We start from the raw sequence: 24965 nt of genomic DNA, 5'->3' as shown, positions 1-24965 counted from the left end.
GAGTTTGACTCCCCTGGAATCCTCTCCCATGAGCCTCAGACTTTACCTACTCAGACACTTTTCCAGCAGTTCAACCTAAAGCTTTAAAGAGATCCGCGACTCAAGCTTTCCAAACGCTCCCCGACGGATTCCGCTATCAAAATGAGTCTGAGGTTCACTCAATTGGGATAAATTGCAGCAGGGATCCCGTGTGGATGAGATGGGCCGGGGCAGATTTTCCATCCTGGCCGGGATGGGCCAGCAGCACACAGCGATCTTGGGGGGTGAGGTTAAACCCGACAGAGGGATCAGGCTCTCTTTTCAGTTGAGAATTGAGTTGCGGATCCCCGACAAACGTCAGTTGAGCCAAGAGGGCCAATAGGCAATCTAGATGGGCCAAATCCGTTCCGAAAGGAGTCCGCTCCTGCAAGGTGGCCAACGCCACCGGGTGGCCTTCCCGGATGAGATAGGTGAGGATCCCGGCACAGCGCTCTACGGCCCGCTCCAGCTTGTTGCGATGCGCTTCAGGGCCTTCTCCCCGCGGCTGCCAGCGGTTTTCAAAACAGAGGACAATGGCCTGGGAACGGGGACGCTCCAGCTCGCGCACGACCAGTTGATCCCGTTTGGCCGAGATCTTCCAGTGCACCGAGCGCACATCATCTTGGGGACGATAAGGCCGCAAGCTGAGATAGTCCCCCTCCTGGCCCGGCTGAGGGCGCAACCGGCTGCCGCCGCTGAACTGATCCGGCAGCAGCAAACCCTGCACAGGGGCAGGCCGAGGAAACACGATCACCGTCTGCGCATCCTCAATTTCCACTGCCTTGCGGAAGAGTTCAAAGGGAAAGCTGGTGGCAATTTCAAAGCCCTGCAGCCGCCACGCCCCTCGCCGTGAAAAAGTGTGCTGATAGAAGGTATCTAGCTTGGCGCCGGGATCCAAGCGCAAAACGTAGCTGGAAGGCCAATCGGCCCGCCTGAGCCCCTCAATGCGCTCGCTGACCTGTAGGGAAAAACTGGGCAGGCGCCGTTTGCGGTTGACCAGCGTCAGCCCCACCAAGACCGGCTGGCCGGCAAAAATGCGGCTGGGCAACTGCCGGCTCACCTCCAGATCTTTGAGGGTAAGCTCGGAGAGCATGCCGCTGAGGAGAATGAGGCTGAGCAGCATCCCCAGCACCAAGTAAAGGGGATTGTTGCCGGTGTTGAAGGCGGCAATGCTTACCAAGAGGGTGATCCCAACAAACCGCCCCCCGATGCGGGTAAAGCGGAAGCGGCGCAGAAAACGAACCCGCTGCCTTGAGGACAACTGGGGAGGGCGGATCCCCAACTTCCGCGGCCACTGCAACGATTGCAGGAGTTGAAGTGCCGTTTGGCTAAGTTTCAATAACATTTGCCTGCCTCCTCTGCAGCCCTGTACCGCTAATTCTTGCTCCCCAACCCTCCGCGCAAGAATACCCGTATCTTGCAGCGTAAAGGGATCAGGCACTAGGAGCAGGTTTGTTCGGTGAGGATTTGGGCAATGGCCGCAGCCACCCGCTCCTGTTGTTGGAGAGTCAACTCAGGAAAACAGGGCAAGGACAACACTTGAGCAGCACAGAGCTCAGCATTGGGCAGATCCCCAGGTTTGTACCCCAACTTTTTGCGGTACACCGGCTGCAGATGCAGCGGGATGGGGTAGTAAACGCGGCTGGCAATGCCCCGCTCCTGCAACTGCTTTTGCAACCGGTCGCGCCGCCGCGAGTCCGTCGAGTCGGAACCAGGCACCCGCACCGTGTACTGGTGCCACACCGAGTTGCCCCCCACCGCCACCTGGGGCAGGATCAGCCCAGGGATCCCCTGCAACAGGCGGTGATAGGACTCGGCAATCCCCTGCCGCCGCCAGTTCCACTCCCGCAGGTGGGTCAACTTAACCGACAGGATCACGGCTTGCAGCGCGTCGAGGCGGCTGTTGAGGCCGATGTGCTCGTGCTGGTATTGGCGAGTCTGGCCGTGTTCTTTAAGAATGCGAACCTTGCGGGCCAATTGTGGATCCCGGGTCACCACCGCCCCACCATCCCCTGCTGCCCCCAAGTTTTTGGTGGGAAAAAAGCTGAAGCAGCCGATATCTCCCCAGGTTCCCACCGGCCTGCCCCCCCAACAGGCCCCCACCGCCTGGGCGCAATCTTCTATCACGGCCAACCCATGTCGCCGCGCGATGGCCAGAATCTCGGTCATGTTGGCCGCCTGGCCGAACAGATGCACCGGGATCACCGCCTTGGTGCGGGGGGAAATGCTCTTTTCCAGAAGCTGGGGATCCAGGTTAAAAGTGCAGGGATCCACATCCACAAACACCGGCCGTGCCCCCACCAAGTCGATAGCCTCGGCGGAGGCAAAAAAGCTAAAGGCAGTGGTGATCACCTCGTCACCTGCTTGGATCCCAAGGGCGCGCAAGGCCAGCACCAAAGCATCGGTGCCGGAATTGCAGCCAACAGCCTCCAGGTCCCCGCCGCCAAGAAACCGGGAGAATAGCTCCTCAAAACGCCGCACCGCCTCTCCCCCGATGTACTGGCCTGAGGCCAGCAACGCCTCCACCTCGGGCAGAAGGGTTTCAGCCAGAGCGCGGTATTGCAAGGTCAAGTCCAGCAGCGGAATAGGCTCATCCGTCACGGTGCTGCCTTTTGGGAAGGTAGCGGCCACAGCCCATTATCGAGGATGAGAGCTTTCGACACTCCCACCAACTAAAGAAAGCTGGAGAATTCTTACCCAGTCCGTTGCTGGAGTCGTAAAGGCGTTGTCAAGCCGCCTCTAGACAGCTCTCACAGCCCTGTCCCGCTAGCGCAAGCAAGGACATAATGCCAAGGCTCTGCTTGGTTTGTCTTGCTTAGCTGCCGGCTAGGTTTTTCACGAAGGTAGGTCAGTATGTACAGTGTAGCAGAGAGAGAAATCAGCGATTAAAATCGCCTATGCCTCTTCCCTGAGGCGGAAAAGCTGATTTTCGGCGTCCACAACGCTCTGGCCCCAAGTGATTCTTCCCTTATCTTCGCTACAAGTGGACTGCTGGGATCCCAGCCCACTCCGAATCTATCCCAATCTGAGATAGAGTAAACGCGGTACGTCCCTGGCCAGGGATTCCCTAGGTCGGCTACAGCTATCGACAGGATGTTCTATGCAGGTTGCTTCTCAAGCAGTTCTCGGCAAAGCCCCTTTGGCCCCCCGAATTCTCGCTTTGGTGCCGGGAGGGATTGGCGACCAAATTCTTTTTTTTCCCACCCTGGCAAGTTTGCGGCAGCGCTTTCCAGAAGCGGAGCTAGAGGTGTTGGTGGAGCCGCGGGCGGCAGCTGCCTACGAGGTTTGTCCCTCGGTGAATCGGGTGCTAACCTTTCCGTTTAAAGAGCAGCTCTCGTTGGGAGATATCAGCGATCTGCTGGGGCGAATCCGGGAACGGCAGTACGATGCGGTGCTGAGCCTGGGCAGAAGCTTAGGGGTCAAGCTGCTGCTTTGGCTAACTGGGATCCCGAAGCGGGTTGGCTATGCTCCACCAGGGCCTGGGCGACCTTGGCTGACCGACCCGGTGCCCCTGAAGCCGGCCCAATATGCAGCGAGCATGTATCACGACCTGCTGCAGGGGTTTGGCATCACTGCGACGGCAGGCCTGCCTCAGGTTCGCCTAAAGAAGACAGACCTGGAGTGGGCCGAGCAGGAACGCAAGCGCCTGCTGGGGGATGCTGCCCAAGATTACGTGCTGTTACATCCCGGCGCCAGCCAACTGTCCCAGGAGAAGGGAATTCAGAAAATCTACCCCCCCGCCAGCTGGGTCAAGGTCATCAAGGGCTTCCGGGAAAAGCGGCCGGAGCTGCCGCTGGTGCTGCTGCTGGGGCCAGAAGATGAGCAGCTGGCGGAGGGCTTTCTGTCGCAACTGCCGGATCTGCCGGTGAGCCGCCCTCCCCACCTGGGCCAACTGGCGGCCTTGATTGCTGGCTCCACCCTGCTGTTGTGTACCGACAGCGCCCCCATGCACCTAGCAGTAGCCACCCAAACTCCCCTGGTGGCTGTGTTTGGCCCCACTGAGCCGGAGCGGCTGCTGCCTTCCGAAGGGCCGTTCCGCGCCGTCAAGGCCGCCAATGGGGTGATTGACTCCATTGCCCCTGAGCAAATCCTAGAGGTGATCTTCCCCGGCTAGAAGCAGGGCTTGCCATGCGGACGAAGGGACTTGAACCCTTACGCCTTGCGGCACTAGATCCTAAGTCTAGCGCGTCTGCCATTCCGCCACGTCCGCAAAAGCTGGCCCCCTAGGCCGGTTGTCAGCCGACTCGGATCCCGCTCAATTATGCTAACCCAAGCCGGCTCTGGCTAACCCGGCAACTGGGCAACGGCGACCTTCAGCTGATACATTCACGCTGAACTCTCCTGAACATGGTTCAGGAAAGAAGCGATCGCATCCTGCCTATCTCTGAGCAGGAAGGCGGTATCCCGCAAAGCCCTGAGGAATACCCCCCGAGCGCTTTCCCCCTTCACTTCCCGGCAACCGTTGCGGTGGACTCAAGGATCAGGGGGAAACTTGGTCTACTATATCCCTCTCAATGACTTTTGCCAAACCGCTTAAAGCTCAGTAAATTCAGCAAAGTTCAGGGTTTTGGGGGTTAGAGGCATGCTCCTCTGTGGCGTCCAAAACCACCCAGCCTTGCCCCCCTGCCCGCTTCCACAGCTCAAAGTGCAGGTGTGGCCCGGTTACCGCCCCGGTTGCCCCCACATAGCCGATCACGGATCCCTGTTCCACCACTTCCCCGGCTCTTACCGCGACTTCGGACATGTGGCCGTAGCGGGTGCGCCGACTGCCGCCATGGTCCAGCACAACCGTAATTCCCAGGCCTCCCAAGGATCCCGCGCTCACCACCTTGCCGCTCAACGCAGCCAGGATTGGCGTGCCCAGGCTGGCCCCCAGATCCACGCCGGCATGGAACTCTGGCTGGCCGCGGATGGGGTGAATTCGCATGCCAAACCCAGAGGTAATCGGCACGGGGTGGGGCAAAGGATAGAGCAACTGTTCTTCACCTGTCGCCAATTCGGGCAATGCCGGCGCTGGCGGCTTAGGCGTTTGGGGTTGGCTGGGATCCTCAATACGAATCTCTTCGCCTGGCATGAGGATGATGCGGCGACCGGAGCTGCGCTCCATCAGCACCACCGGCACCCCACTTTCCGGCTGAGCATCGACGGCCAAGTTCTGGGTTGCTGGCGGCTCCATAATAATTTCCCGCCCCACCACCGTCTCTGCGCGGGTTTCTGCCTCCAGGGTTGGAGAGCTGCCAGGTTTGGACGCCAAGCCTGGAGACTCTGGGCTGCCCGCCGGCAGGGGAATGGCACCATCCAACAGCAGGGCTTCTGCTCCAGGGGTGTCCAGAGCCGGGCCTATTGAGGGAGGAGGGGGCAGAGGATGGAGTTGCGTCTGCGCCAGCAGAGCGGTGGAAGAGAAGCAGAGCAGCAGGCCCAGTCCCAACCCTAAGCCCAGGCCCAGCCGCCGCAGCAGCCGCGCCCTTCTCGCCAACCGGCTGCCTGGCCGGGAGAGAAGACGCAGCCAAAAAGACTTTGCCGACATGCGCAAGGGATCCAACACGGGTCACTCAGGAGGAAACGAAGGGCCACTGGCAAGAGACGCTTGATAGCTCAGGCGCACCTGGTCGGGAGAAAGGACGAGGATCTGTCCTCCTGGAGTTTGTACCCGCAGCCTGCCATCCTCGGCAAGGCCCAAAACCGTAGCCGACGCCTCACCAGGGAGCCATTGGACTTGCGGCTTCACCGTCCAGGCTTCGTACCTGGAGCGCACAGGGGCAAACCCCTCCTGCAGCCAGATCTGAAACCCGCGCCCCATCCCCTGCAAAACCCAGGCGGCAACTGCGGTGCTGTCCTGCCGGGATCCCAGAATTTCTGCCAAGGCAATCCCGCCAGCGGGCACGGGATTGTTGACATTGACCCCAACGCCGGCCACCAGCCCCAGCAGTTGCCCTCTCTCCCCAAAGCGGCTCTGCACCAAGAGGCCACCCAGCTTGCGCAGAGAACCCGGACACTGCTCATCCACCACCACCAGGTCGTTGGGCCATTTCAGCCGCAGCGGGATCCCCAGTTTCTGTCGTAGGCTATCCACAACACCCCAGGCCAGCGTCAGGGTCAACTCCAGCAGCGAATGCCGCAGAGGCGGGGATCCCAACCAGACCGACAGATACAGCCCCCCCGGCTCCGAGTGCCACACCCGCCCGTGCTGGCCCTGTCCTGCCCGTTGGCGGGTGCTGACCAAAACCGTGCCCGGCGGCAGGGGCTGAGGAAACTGGCGCCCCCACTGCAAAAGCAGCCGGTTGGTGGAGTCGGTTGTCACCACCTGCAAGAGGTGGTGGCCCCATGCCCCCTGGCCCACCAGGGATCCCAGCCGCGAGGGGGAGAGCATGGCTAAGTCCCCCCAGCCCTAGCTCAACACGATATCTTCTGCCGGGCGTTGGGCCAACCGCTTCAGATTTTGATAGCGCAACATGTCCAGCAGGTCGTTGCCGGAGCGCCCCTCCAGACGGGCCTCCACGTGCAGCGCCTGCCCCAGCGCCTCCACCGCCTGCAGCCGTGGGATCCCGCGCAACACCAGGCGATCCACGGCGTAGGCATCGGCAGCCAGAAGACGGCGGTCGTTGGTCTGGTCGCGGCGCAACTGCCAAAGCGCCAAGCCGCTCAACCCTCCCGAAACCGTCGCCCCCACCGGGTCTTGCTGCACGACCTCGAAGATCAGGCTCAGCCCTCCCAGAGCCGCTATGGCCAGGTAAAAGTCGATCTGCCGCGAGGCTGCCCGGCTGTAGTAGCCCACCTTGTGGAGAAACAGCCCTGCCCGCTGCAGGGGAGTGAACTGTCGCCACTCGTAGGGTTTGATGAACAGCCGCATCTGCCGTTCCCAGGGCATCTGTCGGCGGCCCTTGATCACCACCGTCTGCCGCTCCGAGGCCGGCAAGATCTTCACGCTCTCCCGCATGCTGGCGGGCAGCAGATCCAGCAGGCGATCGATCTCAGCCTGGTCGAGAACGTAGTTGTCGTAGCTGTAGTACTCCGAGTTCATGCCGGGCCTACTCCTGAGCTTAATCCCATCGCCTGACGCATCTCTCGCACTGCCCGCTCCAATCCCACCAGCACCGCTCGACTGATGATGCTATGGCCGATGTTCAGCTCTTCTATGCCAGGGATCCGGGCCACCGGGCCGACGTTCCAGTAGGTGAGGCCGTGTCCGGCGTTCACCCGCAAGCCCAGTTGAATCGCCTGTTGGCTGGCCTGCCGCAGTTGGGCCAACTCCGCCTCTTGCTGCGCCTCCGAGGATGCCTCCGCATAGCGTCCCGTGTGCAGTTCCACCCAGCGGGCCCCCACCTGGGCAGCGGCGGCAATTTGGATGGGATCGGGATCGACAAACAAGCTGACGGGAATGCCGGATCCCTGCAGTTGGCTTACCACCTCGCTAAGACGCGACACCTGCCCGGCCACATCCAGACCGCCCTCGGTGGTGACCTCTTCTCGCCGCTCGGGCACTAGGGTGACATAATCGGGCTTGATCTCCAGGGCGATGGCCACCATCTCGTCGGTGGCGGCCATCTCCAAGTTGAGGTGGGTGCGCACCGTCTGGCGCAGTAGCCGCACATCCCGCTCCTGGATATGGCGGCGATCCTCGCGCAAATGCACCGTGATCCCATCTGCCCCTGCCAACTCGGCGATCACCGCCGCGGCCACCGGATCCGGCTCTACGGTGCGGCGAGCCTGGCGCAGGGTGGCGACGTGGTCGATGTTAACTCCCAGACTTAACAAGGCTCAACTTCTTTCACTGTAGCTGGTGATGAATGCTCCTAGTATTACATTATTCATTACTTGTGCCGGTCAGACGAGTCAGGGTATTGCGGGGCGCAGAGCTAAGGGGCACAGGCTTTATGATCGAGAACGACACCTCGCCCCTCCGGGATCCACTGCGGGCTTGCCATGACCAATCCAGATACCTCTTTGGCGGTGGGACAACACTCCATTGTTGACCGGGCGCGGGTGCCGGTCCTGATTGCCCAATACCTGCCGGTAGAAATCTGCATCTACTACCAGGTTGTGCCCCTCGCTCTGGACACCGACAGCTTGATCTTGGGCATGGTGGATCCCCAGGATTTGGCAGCCCTGGACTACGTGAGCAAAATGCTGGCTTACTCCCAGATCTCGGTTGAGCCAGTTCCGATTACGCTGGAGCAGCAGCAGGAGTTAATTGCCCACTACTTCAGCCATCCGCCGAGCCCGGCAGAGGTGGAGCAGCTACGCCTCCAGGCCCAAGCCAGCCGCACCACCCCAGAAGTCCCCGCTCCCGTGGCCGAGCCGCCCAGCCGACTGACCCCCACCCAGCCGCTGCCGGCACGGCCAACTGCTCCGCCCCTTCCTGTTGACGAATCGGAAGAGACGGCGCAGCAGTTGCTGAACTCGATGCTGCGGCGAGCTTTGGAGGAGAAAGCGGAGCAAATTTTTGTTGAACCCCAGGAGGGGTTGGTGTGTCGGGTGCGCTACCGCCAGCAGGGGATTTTGCGGGATCTATTTAAGGATCTCTCGGAGTCGATACGGGCAAAGTTGATCGCCGCCATGAAGCGGATGATGGCCCTGGATGCAGGGCTGATCGGGGAGCCCCAGCAGGCGGAAGCAGAGCGGATGTATCGGGGGGAGCCGCTGGTACTGCAATTGCGCATCATTCCCCAGCGCTCCAAGAGTGGCCAGGTTTCCTCCTCCAGGGAAGGCGCCATCCTCAGCATTCTGCGAGGGGAGACCCTCCACAAGTATCAGCAAGGCCAAAACCGCCTCCGCGTCTCCGAGACTGTGGCTTTGGCCCAGCAGGCCCATCAACTGCTGCAACAACTGCAAGCTGCCCTCAGCACCACAATCGAGAAGCTGAAGCAATACCCCACCCCCCCCGGCAGCGACTGGCCCCTGATGACAGAAATGCTGGCGGCCATTCAGGCCCAAGCCCAGATGATCGCCATCCGCCAGCAGGACTGGGAAAAACTCAATTCCGGCAGTTGATCTCCTATGGGCATTTGGATACAGGCCGGGCCACTGCTCTCCTGCCCCAATCCCTGCCCGTAGGAATCCAGAAGCCTCTCCTCCTCGCTCCAGGCGTCCCATTCCCACGACAACCTGAGCGGCTTCTTCCTAGCGGGATCCCTCCCGCAACAGCACCAAAATCACCCCGGCAATAATGCTGATGGTGGCCCCGGCAATCAGGCTGGTGGCCAGACGTTCCAGCCGTTCCCCAATGGTTTGGGCGGTGTCGAACTTAAAAGTGAGCTTTTCGACGTCACCCGAGAGCTTCTCGACCCGCTCCGAGAGCTTTTGGGTATCTCCTGAGAGCCGATCGATCCGATCCAGAATCTCCCCTTGTTGTTGGGTGAGGCGAGCTATTGCTTGGCTGTTGGTTTCAACCAGCCGCTCGACCCGCTCTAGGCGCTCTTCTGTCGAAATCGTCATGGGGCTTGGAAGTCACGAGCAGGGTATCTCCGCCTATCGATCCTAGGCTACTCCCGGCCTTTTGTCTCTCTAGCGTCAGCTTGACCGGACAGCCTCTGCTCCTACTGCCTCGGTTGAGTGCGATAATCTGGAGATCGTGCAGTCTTGTGCGCTAGCCGCCATGTCGTCAAAAGATCCGACGTCTTTGCCCCAGCCCAAGCTGCCGCCAGGAGAAACCTCCGCTGGCTCCAGATCCCGCGCTTGGTGGCAGGCTCAGCGGGAGAACTTGCTGACAGTGGTGCTGGCGCTGCTGTTAGCCTTCGGCATTCGCACCTTTGTGGCGGAAGCACGTTGGATCCCCTCCGATTCGATGCTGCCCACCCTAGAAGAAGGAGATCGGCTGGTGGTGGAAAAGATCAGCTACCGCTTCAGCTCCCCCAGACGGGGCGACATCATCGTCTTCTACCCGCCTGCCAAGCTGAACTTCGACGGTGCCTACATCAAGCGGGTGATCGGCCTGCCGGGGGATCGCATCCGCATTGCCGATGGCAAGGTGATCGTCAACGGCATCCCGCTCCAGGAGGACTATATCTACGCTCCCCCCAATTACTCCTGTCCGGGCGAGCGCTGCCCCGGCGTGCCCAACCAGGGATCCGAATTTCTCGTCCCCCCCGGCTCCTATTTTGTGATGGGGGACAACCGCAACGACAGCCAAGACTCCCATGTGTGGGGATTTTTGCCGGAAGAGAACATCATCGGCAACACCATCTTCCGCTTTTGGCCCCCCAATCGCCTGCACTTTTTCACCCCGCCAGAGTATCCGGAGCTCTCTTCTGAAGGGGCGCAGGCCTCGGGGAGTCGAACCTAAACCTGGGAAAACCTCTCAGCGGGCCCGCTCCAGCACATAGTCCACCATCTGAAACAAAGCTCGGCGGGCTACCGAATCGGGGAGAACTTCCAACGCCTCAGCAGCCCGACGGGCATAGTCTCGCGCCAACTCGCGGGAGCGCGGGATCCCATTGCTCTGGTAAACCCACTCCAGGGCCTGCTGGAGATCCTGGGGTTCGGCCAGCTCTCGGAGGATCAGCTCTCGCATCTGGGGAAACTCCTCCAGGGCGAACAAAACCGGTGCCGTCAAGTTGCCCTGGATGAGGTCAGATCCCACCGGCTTACCGAGCATCTCTGCCGAAGCGGTGAAATCCAGCAGGTCGTCCACGATTTGGAAGGCAATGCCCAGGTCGCGGCCAAAGTCGAAGAGGCGATCGGCCACCTCAGGACTGACCCCGCTCAGCAGCCCGGCGGCCTTAGAACTGCCGGATATGAGGGAGGCGGTTTTGTAGAAGCTCTTGGCCAGGTACTCTTCCAAGGACACATCCGGGTCGAAGCGGGTGAGGCTCTGGCGCACCTCGCCCTCCGGCAGATCCATGATCACCTTGGACAGGAGCTTCACCACTTCCAGATTGTCCAGGTTAGCCAAATACCAGGCAGCTTGGCCGAAGAGGTAGTCCCCCGCCAGCACCGCTACGCGGTTGTCGAAAAGGGTATTTACTGTGTCGATGCCCCGCCGCACATCGGCAGTGTCGATGACATCGTCGTGCACCAAGCTGGCCGTGTGGATCATCTCGGTAATTTCCGCCAGGCGCCAATGCTGCGGGGTAATCTCCCCATCCGGCGTAGTAGCCCGCGCAATCAACAGCACAATCGCCGGTCGGATCCCTTTCCCCCCCGCCGAAAACAGATGTTCGGCAGCCATGGCCAGAATTGGGTGTTTGGCGCTAACCAGCCGCGACAGATTCTGGCGTAAACGCTCCAGATCCGCTTCTACAGGGCCAAAGGGGGAGAGCACAGAGGTCATGGAGCCAAAGTATGAGAGGTTTTACAAAATTTCATATCTCCCCTTATTGTAGAGCACCCCAACGTTCTCGGGGAAAAGCGAGCGGTATCATGCAAACAGTCCTCTGCTTTTTTATGTCGGATCCCGTTCCCCCAGTGCCAACCGGCTCTGTCCCCCCCCTCCCTGCAGAACCCGATTGGGAGGAGGAGTGGGAGCTTGCACTGGAGCGGCCACCTCTATCGGGGCGAGCCCAGCCTCACCACCATGACCCGCAGTCGCGGCGCAAGCTGATCCATCGTCTGGCTCGCATCGAGGGGCATGTGCGCGGGATCCGCTCCATGATCGAGCAGGATCAGCCCTGTCCGGATGTGCTGCTGCAGATTGCCGCTGTCAAGGGGGCACTGGATCGGGTGGCGCGCCTTATTCTTGACGATCACATCCGTCACTGCATCCGCCACGCCATCGAAAGTGGCAACATCGAGGTGGAACTGGAAGAGCTGCAGCGGGCCCTGGATCGCTACATCAGCTAGTGGATACAAGCCTTTCCCATGGGGGTGGGCTGGGCTTTGCTCAAGCCAAGGCTAGCTGTTGCCGTCGGCAGCGTAGCGCTCCAGCAGAGCGGCGCTTTTCAGTTGCCATTGCAGGCCCATGAAGGCCCAGTCCAAGAACTCGTTGATCTCCTCCTGGCTGAACTGCATGGCTTTGCCGATCTCGAAAATCAGGGCCTCTTCTTTTTCCGCCAGCTCGTTGTTGACCACCGCCATCGCCGCCAAATCTCTCAGGATCAAGGCTCCGGCTGCATTGTGTAGAGGAGGGATCCGGCTGAGGTCTAGGGTTGCGCCTGTCTCGTCGGCCAGATAGCTTTGGGCCACCTGTTTTTCGACGCCCATCCCTTCTGCAATTTGCAGGAAAAAGTTGCTCTCCTCTTCGTCCAACTGGCCGTCCACGCGGGCCACCGCGATCAAGGCTTTGAGGTAGAGCTGGCGCTGCTCATCTGTCAAGTCGGCGTAGTTGACCATAGGGGTTGCTGCTGAGCTTGGGTTTCCTCTTCAACTTTGCCACGAAGATGCCACCTGGTGTCGATTCGACCCTTTTTCAGCCGAGGAAAAATCGATTACAATAGAGGGCCTGTGTCATAGCTAGCCGCCAAGACTTCCGCTGGGATGTGGGAAGGGGCGGCAACTTGGCTTGCTTCATCTTTTTTTCTCTTGGTAACCCTTTACAGCTTGCGGAGCACCCCCGAGGAGCAGACACCCCATGGTTAAATTGCGGCTCAAGCGCTACGGAAAAAGACGGCAACCCACTTATCGCATCGTCGCCATCGAAAGTAAGGCCCGCCGCGAGGGTCGTCCGCTGGAGGAGTTGGGCTACTACAACCCGCGCACCAAGGAGACGGTTCTGGAGACGGCAGGCCTGCTCAAGTGGTTGCGTTGTGGCGCTCAGCCTACAGATACGGTGGACAGCCTCCTCAGGAAGGCCGGCATCTACGAGATGCTCAAAGCCGGCGAGGGCGGAGTGGTTGCCGCGATTCGCATCCCGGCTATCGCCAAGCCGGAGGCTGGGATCCCTGATCCGGCGCCGTCCACAGAGGAGCCTGCCGCTGTTTGCGAGGCCTCTGCCGAGATGGCAGGGCAACCGGGGGAAGTCGAGCCGGCTGGGGCGGCAGCGGAACCGAACTCCCAGGAGCCGGAGCCTGAGGAGGAAAAGCCTCAGGTTGAGGCCTAGGGTCGGCTACGCTTTCGGTTAAGCTTGGCTCGGCAGTTGTTCTTCCCTGTCGTCTAGCTCCCCATGCCGGATTACGAGGCCCTTGTCCATCTCCTGATCGAGCCGTTGCTCAGCGGTGGCCCGCCGCAAATGGATGTGGAAACCACTTGTGGCGGGCGCAAGGTATGGCTGCGGCTGGCTTTTGACCCCAAGGATCGCGGGCGGGTGTTGGGGCGAGGCGGGCGCACCCTGCAGGCCATTCGGCAGGTAATGATGGCGGCAGCTCAGTTGGCGGGGCAATCGCTGTACATCGACATCTACGGAGAGTCTGGAGAGCGGGAATGAGCCAGATCCTTACCTTCTTGGGCAAAGGGGGCACAGGCCGGAGCACCCTGGCCGTGGCAGCGGCCCGGGCAGCAGCCCAGCAGGGGCGGCGGGTGCTGTTGGTGGGCCATCAGCCGGGGTCGGGGCTGGAGATGCTCTTGGGCGGGATCCCGCTTTCCGGCGAGCCGGTAACCATTGCCGCCAATTTAAGTGTGGTGCAGTTGCGCACAACTCAGCTCCTGGAGCAACACTGGACGGCGGCCAAGGAGCTGGAAGCCCAATACGTGCGCACTCCCTTTTTCCGGGAGATCTACGGCCAGGAGCTGGGGGTGTTGCCGGGGATGGATCAGGCCCTGGCTCTGGAAGCCCTGCGTCGCTACGATGCCAGCGGCCAGTACGACTGTATTCTCTACGATGGGCCGGGGGATCTGACCACCTTGCGGGCTTTTGGGATCCCGGAGGTGGCCAGTTGGTACTGGCGGCGGGCTTCTAAAGCTTTTTTGGGCTCCGACTTGGCCAAAACCCTGCGCCCTTTCGTCGAGCCCCTGCTGCGATCGGTCAGCACAGTGGAGTTCTCGTCTTTAGAGGATCTGTCGAATCGGCTGGGGGGGATGACCAACATTTTCGAGGAGGGACGCCAGGCCATCGCCGATCCTCGTCGCGTGTTGGCCCACCTGGTAACCACCCCGGATCCGATGGCCGTGCAGACTGCCCGCTACCTCTGGGGCAGCGCCCAGATGGTGGGGCTGACGGTGGGTGGCCTCTGGGTCATGCCGCTGGTTCCTGGGGAAGTGTCGGCTGCCGATTTTTCTCCGCTGCCTGTGCGCATCCTGCCGCGGCGCCAGGGATCCGATTGGTCGGCTTTGGAAGAGGCGGTAGGAGGGATTTTCGCGGTGCCGCAGGTGCCGCCGCCGGTGGCCATCGACGAGGGAGCCCGTACCGTCAAGCTGTTTATTCCCGGCTTCAGCAAGGCCCAGATCGAGCTGAGCCAGTCGGGGCCGGAACTGACCATCACCGCCGGGGATCAGCGGCGCAACTTGTTCTTGCCCCCCAGCTTGGCAGGCCGGCAGGTAACCGGGGCCAAGTTTCAGGAGCCTTTCTTAGTCATCACCTTTGGCTAGGCCATCGCGCCAGCGGAGGAGAAGGCGATGTTGGCCAAGCGGATCATTCCCTGCCTGGATGTGGCGGCGGGGCGGGTGGTCAAAGGGATCCGGTTTGTGCAGTTGCGCGATGCCGGGGATCCGGTGGAGCTGGCCCAGGCCTACGACCAGGCGGGAGCTGACGAGCTGGTTTTTCTAGACATCACCGCCACTCACGAAGAGCGGGAAATCTTGCTGGAGGTGGTGCGGCGCACGGCGGAGCAGGTGTTTATCCCCCTCACGGTGGGAGGTGGGATCCGCGATCTGGAAGGGATCCGGCAACTGTTGAGGGCCGGGGCCGACAAGGTGAGCCTCAATTCGGCGGCAGTCCGGGATCCGGATCTGGTCACCCAGGCCAGCCGTCGGTTTGGATCCCAGTGCATCGTGGTGGCCATCGACGCCCGTGCCAAACCTCAGGGTGGCGGTTGGGAAGTGTACGTGCGCGGGGGGAGGGAGCCGACGGGCCTGGACGCGGTGGAGTGGGCCAAAACCGTGGCCGAGCGGGGGGCGGGGGAGATCTTGTTGACCAGCATGGACGCCGACGGCACCCAAGCGGGCTACGACTTGGAGCTGACCCGCCGCGTGGCCGAGGCGGTGGCGGTGCCGGTGATCGCCTCAGGGGGGGCAGGGGAATGTGCCCACATCCGCCAGGCTCTGCAAGAGGGGGGAGCAGAAGCAGCCCTGTTGGCCTCGCTGCTCCACTACGGCCAGTTGACAATTGCCCAGATCAAAGCCGATTTGGCCGCCCACGGCATTCCGGTGCGTCGCTAAACCTGGAGAGTTTGCCCATGCAGGATCTGGCCGATCTCCTGCCCCATGTCAGCCGCCTTGCGGAAACAGCCGGGCAGGCCATTTTGGAGATCTATCGGCAAGATCAGATCCGGGTCAGGGACAAGGCCGACTCCTCCCCCCTCACCGAAGCCGATCTGGCCGCCCACCACTTGATCCTGCGGGGCCTGCAAGATCTGACCCCCGGCCTCCCCGTGCTCTCGGAAGAATCCGGCGGGATCCCGTATCCGGAGCGGCAACAGTGGCGGCAGTTCTGGCTGGTGGATCCCTTGGACGGCACGCGCGAGTTTATCGGGCGCAGCGGCCAGTTCACCGTGAACATCGCCCTCGTCGAGGCAGGGATCCCCATCTTAGGCGTCGTCCATGCCCCCGCTCTCGGCCTTACCTACAGGGCTGTGCAAAGGCTGGGGGCCTATAGAGGAGATCAGCCCATCCGGGCCCGCCCGCCCGCCCAGGCCCCTCTGCAAGTGGTGGCCAGCCGCTCCCACCGCGGCCCGGAGACGGAGCAATTTCTCGAGCGGCTGCGGCGGCGCTACGGTTCCCTCGAGGTGAAGTCGGTGGGCAGCGCCCTGAAACTCTGCCTTGTGGCCGAGGGATCCGCCCATCTCTACCCCCGCTTCGACCCAACCATGGAGTGGGATACTGCTGCTGCCCACTGCATCGTCGAGCAAGCCGGGGGAAGCGTCACCGATCTAAAAGGGGATCCCTTGCGCTACAACAAGCCTGATCTGCACAACCCGCCCTTTGTGGCGGCTGCCGCCGATGCAGCCCAACTGTGGCAGGAGCTGGTTCCCTAGAAAGCCTGGGATTACATGCCCATCTCGGTGGGGTTGAACCCCTCCGGAAACTTGGTGTACTCATCGTAGAGGGCGCCGCGAAAACGGGTGTTGGTGATGATGGCTCCCCGCAGATCGGCGCCAATTCGCAAATCGGCGCGGCTGAGATCGGCCTCGCTAAGGTCGGCCCTGAGCAACTTGGCCCGGTAGAGGTTGGCCCCCCGCAGATCGGCCTTGACCAGCTTGGCCCCAATGAGGTTCACCCGCCGCAGTTTGGCTCCGCGCAGGTCGGCCCCTGAGAGATCTGCGCCCGACAGATCCCCCTCGCGCAAATCCGCCCCACTTAAGTCGGCATCCCGCAGGACAATGCCCCTCAAGTTCGCGCCGCTCAACTGGGCTCCGCTCAGGTTGGTTCCAGAAAAATCCCGCCGGCCAGACGCATAAGCCTGCAACAGTTGCTTGGCGTCCAGCAGAGGTTTGATACTCGCTGTGGTCATCGCTGTTTGTTTCTCTCGCAAAAACGCAGAAGGCTACCCTAACCCCACCAGAGGCAGGCCAAGAGCTCTTCTGGGCTAGCTTACCACTCTGTGTCCCCCTGCTTAGGATACCCCAACGCCCCTGAGCCCAGAGGAGACACTCTCAAGAAGACGCTACCTCCCATTCGTTCAAAGCCGGTCGATTTCGCGGCGTAGATTTTCTAGCTCTACATCTACCTCGCTCTCGCTGGTGGCAGCAGATTGATCTCTCGGCAGAGCTTTCTGCTCTCCGGCGGGCAATTGGCCCCCCATCGCCGCTTTCAGCATCATCAGCTCGTGATCGATGTCCGAGCCACCTGCTTCCAAAGCGGCAAACTGTCGCTCCAAGTTGTCCACCGCCAGCTCGGCCACGGCCGCCGACTGAGCTTCCAGGGCGTTTACCTTCTCTTCCATACGCTCGAAAGCCGCGAAGGCACTGGTGGCGTCCACCCGTCCGATAACCTGGTTAATTTGTTGGGAAGCTTTGGCCGCCCGAGCCCGCGCGATGAGCATATCCTTTTTGGTCTTGGCCTCGGCGATCTTGCTCTCCAGCTTGGTCATGTTGGCCTTCAAGACTTCCACCTGTTTGGTCTGCTCATCCAACTGCCGCTTCAGGCTCTGGGCGGTTTCGGCAAAGGTTTTCTTGCGCACCAGCGCTTCGCGGGCCAGGGCCTCGTTGTTGTTGCGCAGGGCCAACTCGGCGCGCCTTTGCCACTCGTCGACGTTCTGCTGCGCCTGCTCGTACTGCCGCTCGATCCGCTTCTGGGCAGCAATGGCCTGGGCAACTGCCTGCCGCATTTGGTAGTGATCCTCAGACATGTCCTGAATGGTTTGGTTCAGGATTTTCTCCGGATCTTCGGCACTGCTGATCAGCGCGTTGAGGTTGGCTCTGATGATCCGGCTGACCCGATCGAACAATCCCATCGGTCGTTTCCCCCTCTCGCAGTTTGACCTAATGCTACCCTTGCCACGCCGGCGCCTTCCAGGGCTCCTACTCCAGTATAGGGATCCCTGGCCGGGATCCGAAGAAATTGGCCGTAACCCCAGACCAACGCTCCAGCCCTCCAAAACAGCCGCTGCAGAGAGGAGCCCGTCCCCCCCTGGATTTTCGCAGGTTGCATGGAATTGTCGGGATCCCTGAAAGCCGAGAGGGTTTGCCGGACAAGGCCTTTTCGAACTTTGGCAGAGCATGCCTCTAACCCCCAAAACCCTGAACTTTGCTGAATTTACTGAGCTTTAGGCGGTTTGGCAAAAGTCATTGAGAGGGATATAGTAGACCAAGTTTCCCCCTGATCCTTGAGTCCACCGCAACGGTTGCCGGGAAGTGAAGGGGGAAAGCGCTCGGGGGGTATTCCTCAGGGCTTTGCGGGATACCGCCTTCCTGCTCAGAGATAGGCAGGATGCGATCGCTTCTTTCCTGAACCATGTTCAGGAGAGTTCAGCGTGAATGTATCAGTCTTTGGGATCCTCTGACAATGGGCTGTGCTGGAATCGAACCAGCGGCTCCCACCGTGTCAAGGTGGTACTCTACCTCTGAGTTAACAGCCCTCGCTGAAGATGCGGCTGCGCATCTGCCCAAGGGTTGGAAATTGATGATATCACATCTGCAAGCCACTTCGAGGCCCACTCCTTGCCGCTCGGGGCTGCCAAGACGACGACTTCTATGGCCTTGTCCATCCCCTCCTACACTTGTGCCTGGCCCAGCGCAGGCGGGGATCCCATCTGCACAAGCGGCACTTCTCCCAGGTGTCGATACAGGACATTGTGCAGCAGCGCCATCTCTACCATCCGCAGAGGAGCTATCAGTCTTTTGCCGAGATGCAACGCTCCTGAGCTTAAGAGTCAGTCGTCGCGGCACAGGGATCCAATACGAGCTTGGCAGGTGGCGATTTCTTCGGGGGTGAGGTTATCCCAGTTAACATCGCGGCGCAGCACCAGGCCGTTGTGGCCGGTGATGAAGCGGGGCAGTTCGGCTTGGTCGATCACGCTCAGATCCCGCATGTGGTAGGTGGTGTAGTAGGTAACCTCCGGAGCGTCGAAGTCCACATCGATGAGGGTAAGGGTCTTGCGGGGGGGCAGGGGGCTATTCAGGAGGGGGCGGGGGCCGGAGCCGAGGATGCCGCAATGGAGCAGTTGCAGTTGCCCCTTGTGGCCGGGGTAGTAGCCGTGGTGGTGGCCGCTGATGTAAGTGTGGACGCGATATTTCTCCAGCAGGGCCCGTTTGGCGTCTGCCTCCAGCAGCACCTCTCCCGGATCGTCGCGTCCGACGGTAATCGCATAGAGAGGTAGGTGACCGATGACGATGCGCAACTTGGCCTTCTGGGCTCGTTCGCTGGCCAGCGCCGCTTCTGCCCAGGCCATCTGTTCCGGCGGGATGTAGTTGCAGGTGGCATCCCAAACTAAGTAAAACACCCCGTCTTTTTCGAAGGTGTAATAAAAGGGAAAGTCGCCTCGATCCACAAAATTCAAACCGGGATCGTGGGCCGGGTCGTTCCAAAACTCGCGGGCCAGATCCCGTTCTTTTTGGAAGAGAAAGCCCCCGCGCGTGCTGCGGGCACAGGACGCATCGTGGTTGCCCAGCGTGAAGCCGTAGGGCAGTTTGGCAGCACGAAGCGGGCCGGCCACATGCCGGTCAAAGGCTGCCCACATGGCGCGGATGCGCTCCTCCGACAGGCGGGGATCTTGGCCAGCCACCATGTCCCCTCCCCCCAAGACGATATCCGGCTGGAAATAGGGGATGAGGCGGATGGCCCGATCCACCTCCGGGTCGTAGTCCACCGAGCCGTAGATGCCATTCAGGTCGCTGATCACCATCAGGCGCAGATCGCGGCGGGCTGGGATGTAAAGGCCCCGGGGAGCTTCCGGATGGGGGACAACTGTGGGCGTAGGCCGAGGGGTAGGAGGCGGGGAAGCAGGGGATCCCATCTCTGCGGATAGAGGCACAGAAGCAGGGCGCTGCCGACTGGCCCAATAGGCCCCCACCAATGCACTGCTGCCGGCCAATCCCAACAGGCCTAAGATCATTTGGCGCCGCCGCATCCCGCTTCTCCTCAACACCCCAGCGATATTCGTAGATAGGCGATATCGTATTGTAAATAACTGAAGAAAATAACTGATAATTGACGCGCTCCCGTTGGCGCCCTTTCCTCCGCACACTGCCTGGACAGGTCGATGCCCGACGGAGATCTGGAGATCAGCCTTTGGAAACTTCGATTTAGGAATGTTAAACTAGTGTGAATGAGTAACCAGCTATCTCAGACTCGGTATGACTTGAGGTTTGCCCATGCCTCGCCCTGTGGATTCTTTGGAAGCTGCTTTGGAGCGATGCCGGGAGTGCAATCTGCGCCTCAGCCGGCAGCGTCGCTATATTTTGGAACTGCTGTGGCAATGCGGCGAGCACCTTTCTGCCAGAGAGATCTACGACCGCCTCAATCGGCAGGGCAAGCCCATTGGCCACACATCCGTCTATCAAAATCTGGAGGCTCTGGCCAGCCACAACATCATCGAGTGCCTAGATCGCGCCGATGGGCGCCGCTACGGCAATCGTACCCATCCTCACAGCCATGTCAACTGCCTGGATAGCAACCGCATCCTGGACGTAGATGTGGAGCTGCCGCCGGAGCTGCTGGCCCAGGTAGAGCAGAAGACAGGCACTCGCATCCAGAGCTACCGCATTGAGTTCTATGGGGTGGAAAATCCCGGGGAAAGCTGAGCTGGCCAGCCAGTAGATTCTCGGGGCGGGATCCCGAGTTCTTCTGGAAGAGGATGAGCCAATGTCAGTAGGCTCGGTTTTGCCCTTTGCCGATCTGCGACTGGATTTGCTCAAGAGAAGCGGCGGGGGCCAGACACTTGCTGCCCCAGCACACCAACCCCACAGCTCCTGCCGGCAACGGCTCGGCTGCGGTGGGCAGGGCAAAGACGGTGGTGGGCCAAGAGCGCTGTTGCAGCGCAGCAATGTGCTCCGCTTCTAGGGTTGCCTTTACCCAGTTGTTGTACCAATCCAGCCCGACGAACAAACTGGGGCAGACCCGCGGCTGGGTGCTCATGATGTGGGCAAAGGTTTTCAGGGCCTGTTCTGCCCGTTCCAGGTAGTCCAGATCTCCGGTGATGGCGGCCAGGCGCACCAGGTTAGCAACAGCCACCCCATTGGCTGCGGGGGTGGCGTTGTCCTGAAACTCCTTCTCCCGCACCAGCAGCTCCGGGGTGCTCTGGGCGTCGCTGACAAAGTATCCCCCCCTGGCCTCATCCCACAGTCGCGTGTCCATCTCCTGCTGCAGCCGAATGGCGGCCTCCAGCCAGTACTGGGAGCTGGGATCGCCTGTCCGCGGCAGGCAGGCCTGGTGCAAATCCAACAGGGCCTTGATCAGCAGAGCGTAATCTTCCGATTGGGCAGGTACCTGGGCTGTGCCATCGTAGTTCAACCGCAGCAGGGATCCCGTCTGGGGGTGGCGCTGCTGGCTGAGGATGAATTGGGCGGCCCGCAGGGCCAACCGCAGATAGTCCTCCTCGCCAAACACCTGGTAGGCCCGCGCCAGGCCGGAGATCATCAGGCCGTTCCAGGAGACGATCATCTTGGTGTCGGTGACCGGCGGAATGCGTCCTGGCCAAGATTGCCGGCGGGCCGATTGGGCATCTACTGCGGGCGGGAAGGGGGTTCTCCGCTCGGTGGAGCCGTAGCGAGCTCGAAACAAATGGGTCGTCAAAGCCGTTTCCACTTCCGGCGGCAGCTCCCCTCCTTGCCTGCGCTGTAGGACGATACAGCCGGGCCGATCGGGGAAATTGCCCCCCGGCGAGAGGAAGAAAGCCTGCTGCAGGGCGCGGAAGGTTTCTGCATCCAGCAGATCCTGCAGCTCCTGCCAGCGCCAGACGTAGAACTCGCCCTCCTCGGGCTCCGCATCCTCTGCTCGGGCAAAACTGTCGGCATCCTGGGCCGCGTAGAAATACCCGGCAGGGGCGGTCATCTCCCGCGCCACCCATTCCACCGTCAGGCGCACCGCCCGCTCGATGGCCGCATCCTGGATCCCGTGGACCCACAGCTCGGAGAGAAACTCCAAGATCTGGCCGTTGTCGTAGAGCATCTTTTCAAAGTGGGGCACCGTCCAGGTGGGATCCACGGTGTAGCGGTGAAACCCGCCGGCCACATGGTCGAAGATCCCTCCTAACACCAAGGCCATCCCTCGCTCCTTGGCCCGTTCTAGCGCCGTCGGCGAGCCGGGGATCCCTTCTGGCGGGTCGAAGCGGGCCGAGCGCAACACCAACTGGGCGTAGGGCATCATGGGAAACTGCTGCACTGCCCCGGCGTTGGCCAGCAAGGGTTGGATTTTGGGGATCCCGGAGCGCAACAGGTCAGGGGGAATATGGTCTTCCGGCACCAGGTCGCTGAGGGTGGTCAGGGCCGCCAAGATTTGGCCCTTCATGTCCTCGATTTTGTCTTTTTCCTGGCGGTAAAACTGCAGGATGCGCTGCAGTACGGTCAGAAACCCCGGCCGGCCAAAGCGAGGCTCCACCGGAAAATAGGTGCCCGCGTAGAACGGCACCAGGTCGTCGGGCGTGAGGAAGACATTGAGGGGCCACCCCCCCTGCCCGCTCATGAGCTGCAGCGCCTGCATGTAGATGCTGTCTAGATCAGGCCGCTCCTCGCGATCCACCTTGATGGGCAAAAAATGGGCATTGAGGAAGGCGGCGATCTCCGGGTCGGAGAAGGCTTCCCCCTCCATGACGGTGCACCAGTGACAACTGGAGTAGCCGATGGACAGAAAAATCGGCTTGTCCTCGGCTCGGGCTTTCTCCAGGGCCTCCGGGATCCAAGGCCACCAATCCACCGGATTCTCGGCGTGCTTGCGCAGGTAAAGGCTGGAACACGTGGCGAGGCGATTGGCCATAGGTACACCCTCTCACCCTTTTTGCTTCAGGCTAGCGCGTCCTCTTCCCAAGGCGGAGCCAACCCACTGTTGTTCAAGATACACTGACCTACGCCTCCCCTTGCCCCAGGGATCCCTGTTGGTCAGACCTGCTCCTGTTCGGCAGCCGGGATCAAAAAATCCAGCGGACGCCCGTGCAAAACCAGCGTGGTGCTGGGGTTTTCCACAAAGCCAATGCGCTCGTAAAAGCCGCGCTGATGGGTGGTAAACAGGTAGATGCGCTCCACCGACTGCAGGTGGGGATGGCTGATCAGGGTTTCCACCAGCTTGCGCCCGATGCCCTGCCGTCGATACTCGTGATCGACCACGATGTCCCAGAGGACGGCCCGGTAAACCCCATCGGAGGTGGCGCGGCCAAAGCCAATCAGGCGCTCCCCGTCCCAGGCGCTGACCACCGGGTGGCTGTGGGCGATGGCCCGCTCCATCTCTTCCCGCCGGCGATTTTGGGCCCAAAAGGCGTTGCGGTTCAACAACACCAGGAGCTGATCCAGATCCAGATCTTGCCGCTCCAGGGAGAAGCGAATGTTGCGGTTGTCCACCGGTTGATGAGAAAAGGTGATGACAGGCTCGAGGGAGGGATCGGACATGAAGCAGACCTTGGGCAACGAAGATTGGCAACGGTTCACTGGGCAGCAGAAAACGGCAGCAAGATCGAGGCTAGCCAGCGGAGGCATTGTCGGCGGCCCGCCCTGCCTGCTCCAAAGCATAGGCTTTGAAGCGCTCCAAGTCCGCTTGAATCGTGCTCTCCACCACTTTGCCCACAAACAGGCCGTCCAAGATTTTGCCGAGGAGCCCCGGGATCTTGTAGGCCACCGACAGCTTGACAATAGTACTGCCCTTGCGATCGTAAAACCGCAGTGCCCCCCGATTGGGAAGCCCCTCCACCGATTGCCAGCCGATGTGCTGATGCTTCACCACCGTATGGGTGCGGGAGATCCAACTGAAGGTGAGGCCGCGCGTATCCAGTGTCCACCGCGACAGCTCCTGATCCAGCAGCTCCACCGAGCGGATCCACTTCATCCAGCGCGGCATGAGGGCGAGGTTGGCCCACAGCTCCCACACCTGCTCGATAGGAACCGGGACCTCCACCTGACAGGTGTGCTCTAACCAATCCGACTCTGACATAGGGCCTCCCACACGACATCCGGCAGAGATGAGGGAGCATCCTACGGCTTGACCACAAAGCCTCTAGGAGGGATCCCTGCCTTTACAAAATTTTATATCGACCTAAGATAACAATATCAGCTCAGCCGAGTTTGGGGCTTTGCGCTTTGGAGCAGCTCCAACCTCTCTCCAGGCAAGTTGCAGCTGATGCCCATGAGAGAGATGCAGAAGGCAGGTATCATGGTTGCCATCTGCAAGCTCCACTTGCATCGGCTCGGTGCGTCCACTTGTTTGACTCGACGGAACGATCTCACCATGATTTCCCAGTGGAAGCAGCATCTCAAGAACTACTTCGTGGCGGGGTTGCTGGTGGTGATCCCGTTGGCAACCACCATTTGGCTGACGGTGGAAGTGGCCACCTGGAGCATTGGCTTTTTGACCAGCATTCCCAAGCAGTTTAATCCCATCCAGGGGCTGCACCCGATTTTGATCAACCTCATCGATCTGGCGGTGGGCTTGCTGACGCCAATCCTGCTCATTTTGTTGATTGGCTTCATGGCCCGCAACATTGTTGGCCAGTGGCTGCTCAACCTAAGCGAGCAGTTGCTCCACGCCATCCCGATAGCGGGGCTGGTCTACAAAACCCTGAAGCAATTGGTTAGCGTTTTGTTTGCCCCCAACAACCAGCGCTTTCGACGGGTGGTGCTGGTGGAATATCCTCGGCCTGGGGTTTGGGCGTTAGCTTTTGTAACGGGCGTCATTCAAACTCCCATTCGACCGGATGGGCCGCAGCGCTCCCTCAGCCTGTTCGTGCCCACCACGCCCAACCCAACCACCGGCTGGTACGCCATCGTGCCGGAAGACCAGGTGGTGGAGGTGTTCATGCCGGTGGAGGATGCTTTTAAGATGCTCATCTCCGGCGGGATCGTGACCCCCGAGACCTTTGAGGCGGGTCTCAAACGGCGCGAAGGGGCTCTGGCGGTAACCATGCCCAGCCTGCGGGAGTTGGTGGAGCAGGAGCGGGCGGCAGCATCCACTAGGGCCGACTCAACGGCTGCCGAGGTGGGCTTTGAGGCTTCCTAGTTGGCCGCTTCCTCTGCTGGCAGGCCGGGCTGCCAGAGCTGGTATTCTTTGGCCTGCTCCAGGCGCACGTAGAAGGGCTGCATCTGCCGATCCAAGGCTTCCGCCTGCTCCGGGGGGAAAGCTTTCCAGGCGGCGCGGCTGGCCCAGCGGAGGATGAGGTGGACAAGTTCGGGATCCTCTACATCCAGCCAGACTTCTTTGCCCAAAAAGCCCGGCTGTTGGCGCAGGGCCGGCCCCCAAACCTGCTCGTCTTGTAGGATAAAGGCCCTCTGGCCACCGGGAGGAACGCGGAAGCAGAGGTGCTCGATGGCGATGGGCTGGTCTGACATTGGCAAAGGTTGGCT

The 24965-nt window shown here is 61.0% G+C and carries 27 protein-coding genes and 2 tRNA genes; 11 read left to right on the top strand and 18 right to left on the bottom strand.

Going from position 1 to position 24965, the window contains the following annotated elements; translation table 11 throughout:
• Positions 1-154 precede the first annotated feature (154 nt).
• Together ACVWXC_RS05775 and ACVWXC_RS05770 are read right to left on the bottom strand one after the other, a co-directional pair.
• Entirely contained in the window at positions 155-1363 is a 1209-nt protein-coding gene (locus ACVWXC_RS05775) for a DUF58 domain-containing protein (protein WP_099812889.1), read from the bottom strand.
• A 95-nt stretch (positions 1364-1458) separates the two neighbouring features.
• Positions 1459-2619, bottom strand: a complete 1161-nt coding sequence (locus ACVWXC_RS05770; RefSeq protein WP_011431076.1) for a DegT/DnrJ/EryC1/StrS family aminotransferase — start codon at positions 2617-2619, stop codon at positions 1459-1461.
• Positions 2620-3118: 499 nt separating this feature from the next.
• Here ACVWXC_RS05770 and ACVWXC_RS05765 point away from each other — a divergent pair, with 499 nt between their 5' ends.
• Entirely contained in the window at positions 3119-4132 is a 1014-nt protein-coding gene (locus tag ACVWXC_RS05765) for a glycosyltransferase family 9 protein (RefSeq protein ID WP_457391616.1), read from the top strand.
• A 15-nt stretch (positions 4133-4147) separates the two neighbouring features.
• Here the strand turns inward: ACVWXC_RS05765 and ACVWXC_RS05760 are convergent.
• The 5 genes from ACVWXC_RS05760 to ACVWXC_RS05740 form a co-directional block, all read right to left on the bottom strand.
• Positions 4148-4228: transfer RNA gene (locus ACVWXC_RS05760), tRNA-Leu, on the bottom strand.
• A gap of 339 nt (positions 4229-4567) precedes the next feature.
• The gene (locus ACVWXC_RS05755) at positions 4568-5545 is read right to left on the bottom strand and encodes a M23 family metallopeptidase (RefSeq protein WP_457391618.1); all 978 of its coding nucleotides are present in this window, start codon (positions 5543-5545) and stop codon (positions 4568-4570) included.
• A 21-nt stretch (positions 5546-5566) separates the two neighbouring features.
• On the bottom strand, positions 5567-6388 hold the full coding sequence (locus tag ACVWXC_RS05750; RefSeq protein WP_457391620.1) for a biotin--[acetyl-CoA-carboxylase] ligase: 822 nt from the start codon (positions 6386-6388) through the stop codon (positions 5567-5569).
• Positions 6389-6406: 18 nt separating this feature from the next.
• Positions 6407-7039 carry a DUF3318 domain-containing protein gene (locus tag ACVWXC_RS05745; RefSeq protein WP_011431080.1) on the bottom strand — a complete coding sequence of 211 codons (633 nt, stop codon included), beginning with the start codon at positions 7037-7039 and terminating at the stop codon, positions 6407-6409.
• Positions 7036-7773: a pyridoxine 5'-phosphate synthase gene (locus ACVWXC_RS05740; RefSeq protein WP_457391622.1), complete on the bottom strand. Its 738-nt coding sequence runs from the start codon at positions 7771-7773 to the stop codon at positions 7036-7038. Before ACVWXC_RS05740 ends, ACVWXC_RS05745 begins: the two co-directional genes overlap by 4 nt.
• 168 nt (positions 7774-7941) lie before the next feature.
• On the opposite strand from ACVWXC_RS05740, the gene ACVWXC_RS05735 reads away from it, so the two are divergent.
• Complete coding sequence (locus ACVWXC_RS05735; protein WP_457391624.1) at positions 7942-9009, top strand: ATPase, T2SS/T4P/T4SS family; 1068 nt, start codon at positions 7942-7944, stop codon at positions 9007-9009.
• Positions 9010-9138: 129 nt separating this feature from the next.
• Here the strand turns inward: ACVWXC_RS05735 and ACVWXC_RS05730 are convergent, their stop codons facing one another.
• On the bottom strand, positions 9139-9453 hold the full coding sequence (locus ACVWXC_RS05730; protein WP_011431083.1) for a BAR domain-containing protein: 315 nt from the start codon (positions 9451-9453) through the stop codon (positions 9139-9141).
• A gap of 160 nt (positions 9454-9613) precedes the next feature.
• Here ACVWXC_RS05730 and lepB point away from each other — a divergent pair, with 160 nt between their 5' ends.
• Positions 9614-10300, top strand: a complete 687-nt coding sequence (gene lepB, locus ACVWXC_RS05725; RefSeq protein ID WP_011431084.1) for a signal peptidase I — start codon at positions 9614-9616, stop codon at positions 10298-10300.
• A 15-nt stretch (positions 10301-10315) separates the two neighbouring features.
• Here lepB and sds read toward each other — a convergent pair whose 3' ends face one another.
• Positions 10316-11287, bottom strand: a complete 972-nt coding sequence (gene sds / locus ACVWXC_RS05720; protein WP_011431085.1) for a solanesyl diphosphate synthase — start codon at positions 11285-11287, stop codon at positions 10316-10318.
• Between the two features lie 89 nt (positions 11288-11376).
• On the opposite strand from sds, the gene ACVWXC_RS05715 reads away from it, so the two are divergent.
• Positions 11377-11796, top strand: coding sequence for a metal-sensing transcriptional repressor (locus tag ACVWXC_RS05715; RefSeq protein WP_228375284.1), 420 nt, complete (start codon positions 11377-11379; stop codon positions 11794-11796).
• Between the two features lie 51 nt (positions 11797-11847).
• On the opposite strand, the gene ACVWXC_RS05710 is transcribed toward ACVWXC_RS05715, so the two are convergent.
• Positions 11848-12285 (bottom strand): TerB family tellurite resistance protein, encoded by a 438-nt coding sequence (locus ACVWXC_RS05710; RefSeq protein WP_414346108.1) that lies wholly within the window; start codon positions 12283-12285, stop codon positions 11848-11850.
• A 238-nt stretch (positions 12286-12523) separates the two neighbouring features.
• Here ACVWXC_RS05710 and rpsP point away from each other — a divergent pair, with 238 nt between their 5' ends.
• The 5 genes from rpsP to cysQ all read left to right on the top strand — a co-directional run bounded on the left by rpsP (position 12524) and on the right by cysQ (position 16019).
• Positions 12524-12991: a 30S ribosomal protein S16 gene (gene rpsP, locus ACVWXC_RS05705; protein ID WP_011431088.1), complete on the top strand. Its 468-nt coding sequence runs from the start codon at positions 12524-12526 to the stop codon at positions 12989-12991.
• Between the two features lie 63 nt (positions 12992-13054).
• On the top strand, positions 13055-13315 hold the full coding sequence (locus ACVWXC_RS05700; RefSeq protein ID WP_011431089.1) for a KH domain-containing protein: 261 nt from the start codon (positions 13055-13057) through the stop codon (positions 13313-13315).
• Positions 13312-14415, top strand: coding sequence for a Get3/ArsA fold putative tail anchor-mediating ATPase NosAFP (locus ACVWXC_RS05695; protein ID WP_011431090.1), 1104 nt, complete (start codon positions 13312-13314; stop codon positions 14413-14415). The genes ACVWXC_RS05700 and ACVWXC_RS05695 overlap by 4 nt, the downstream gene beginning before the upstream one ends.
• A 27-nt stretch (positions 14416-14442) precedes the next feature.
• Complete coding sequence (gene hisF / locus ACVWXC_RS05690) at positions 14443-15204, top strand: imidazole glycerol phosphate synthase subunit HisF (RefSeq protein WP_011431091.1); 762 nt, start codon at positions 14443-14445, stop codon at positions 15202-15204.
• A gap of 17 nt (positions 15205-15221) precedes the next feature.
• Positions 15222-16019: a 3'(2'),5'-bisphosphate nucleotidase CysQ gene (gene cysQ / locus ACVWXC_RS05685; protein WP_011431092.1), complete on the top strand. Its 798-nt coding sequence runs from the start codon at positions 15222-15224 to the stop codon at positions 16017-16019.
• 11 nt (positions 16020-16030) lie between these two features.
• Here cysQ and ACVWXC_RS05680 read toward each other — a convergent pair whose 3' ends face one another.
• The 4 genes from ACVWXC_RS05680 to ACVWXC_RS05665 form a co-directional block, all read right to left on the bottom strand.
• Complete coding sequence (locus ACVWXC_RS05680; RefSeq protein ID WP_011431093.1) at positions 16031-16495, bottom strand: pentapeptide repeat-containing protein; 465 nt, start codon at positions 16493-16495, stop codon at positions 16031-16033.
• A 168-nt stretch (positions 16496-16663) separates the two neighbouring features.
• Positions 16664-17437, bottom strand: coding sequence for a PspA/IM30 family protein (locus tag ACVWXC_RS05675; protein ID WP_011431094.1), 774 nt, complete (start codon positions 17435-17437; stop codon positions 16664-16666).
• A 552-nt stretch (positions 17438-17989) separates the two neighbouring features.
• Positions 17990-18061, bottom strand: a tRNA-Val gene (locus ACVWXC_RS05670).
• A 294-nt stretch (positions 18062-18355) separates the two neighbouring features.
• Positions 18356-19552, bottom strand: coding sequence for a metallophosphoesterase family protein (locus tag ACVWXC_RS05665; RefSeq protein ID WP_457391631.1), 1197 nt, complete (start codon positions 19550-19552; stop codon positions 18356-18358).
• Positions 19553-19796: 244 nt separating this feature from the next.
• On the opposite strand from ACVWXC_RS05665, the gene ACVWXC_RS05660 reads away from it, so the two are divergent.
• Positions 19797-20225, top strand: a complete 429-nt coding sequence (locus ACVWXC_RS05660; RefSeq protein ID WP_011431097.1) for a Fur family transcriptional regulator — start codon at positions 19797-19799, stop codon at positions 20223-20225.
• Between the two features lie 64 nt (positions 20226-20289).
• On the opposite strand, the gene ACVWXC_RS05655 is transcribed toward ACVWXC_RS05660, so the two are convergent.
• The 3 genes from ACVWXC_RS05655 to ACVWXC_RS05645 form a co-directional block, all read right to left on the bottom strand.
• The gene (locus tag ACVWXC_RS05655; RefSeq protein ID WP_457391633.1) at positions 20290-22395 is read right to left on the bottom strand and encodes a thioredoxin domain-containing protein; all 2106 of its coding nucleotides are present in this window, start codon (positions 22393-22395) and stop codon (positions 20290-20292) included.
• Between the two features lie 122 nt (positions 22396-22517).
• Positions 22518-23021, bottom strand: a complete 504-nt coding sequence (locus tag ACVWXC_RS05650; RefSeq protein WP_099813335.1) for a GNAT family N-acetyltransferase — start codon at positions 23019-23021, stop codon at positions 22518-22520.
• Positions 23022-23091: 70 nt separating this feature from the next.
• Entirely contained in the window at positions 23092-23559 is a 468-nt protein-coding gene (locus ACVWXC_RS05645; protein WP_011431100.1) for an SRPBCC family protein, read from the bottom strand.
• 294 nt (positions 23560-23853) lie between these two features.
• Here ACVWXC_RS05645 and ACVWXC_RS05640 point away from each other — a divergent pair, with 294 nt between their 5' ends.
• A complete protein-coding gene (locus ACVWXC_RS05640; RefSeq protein WP_168173335.1) occupies positions 23854-24621 on the top strand; it encodes a DUF502 domain-containing protein in 768 nt (255 codons plus the stop codon).
• Here ACVWXC_RS05640 and ACVWXC_RS05635 read toward each other — a convergent pair.
• Positions 24618-24950, bottom strand: a complete 333-nt coding sequence (locus ACVWXC_RS05635; protein WP_099812882.1) for a TIGR03792 family protein — start codon at positions 24948-24950, stop codon at positions 24618-24620. The two genes, ACVWXC_RS05640 and ACVWXC_RS05635, sit on opposite strands and share 4 nt — an antisense overlap.
• Between the last annotated feature and the right edge of the window lie 15 nt (positions 24951-24965).

This window comes from Thermostichus sp. OS-CIW-20 (assembly GCF_054061455.1).
Note: the sequence above shows the minus strand (reverse complement) of the source record. Positions and strands in the feature narration are given on the sequence as shown.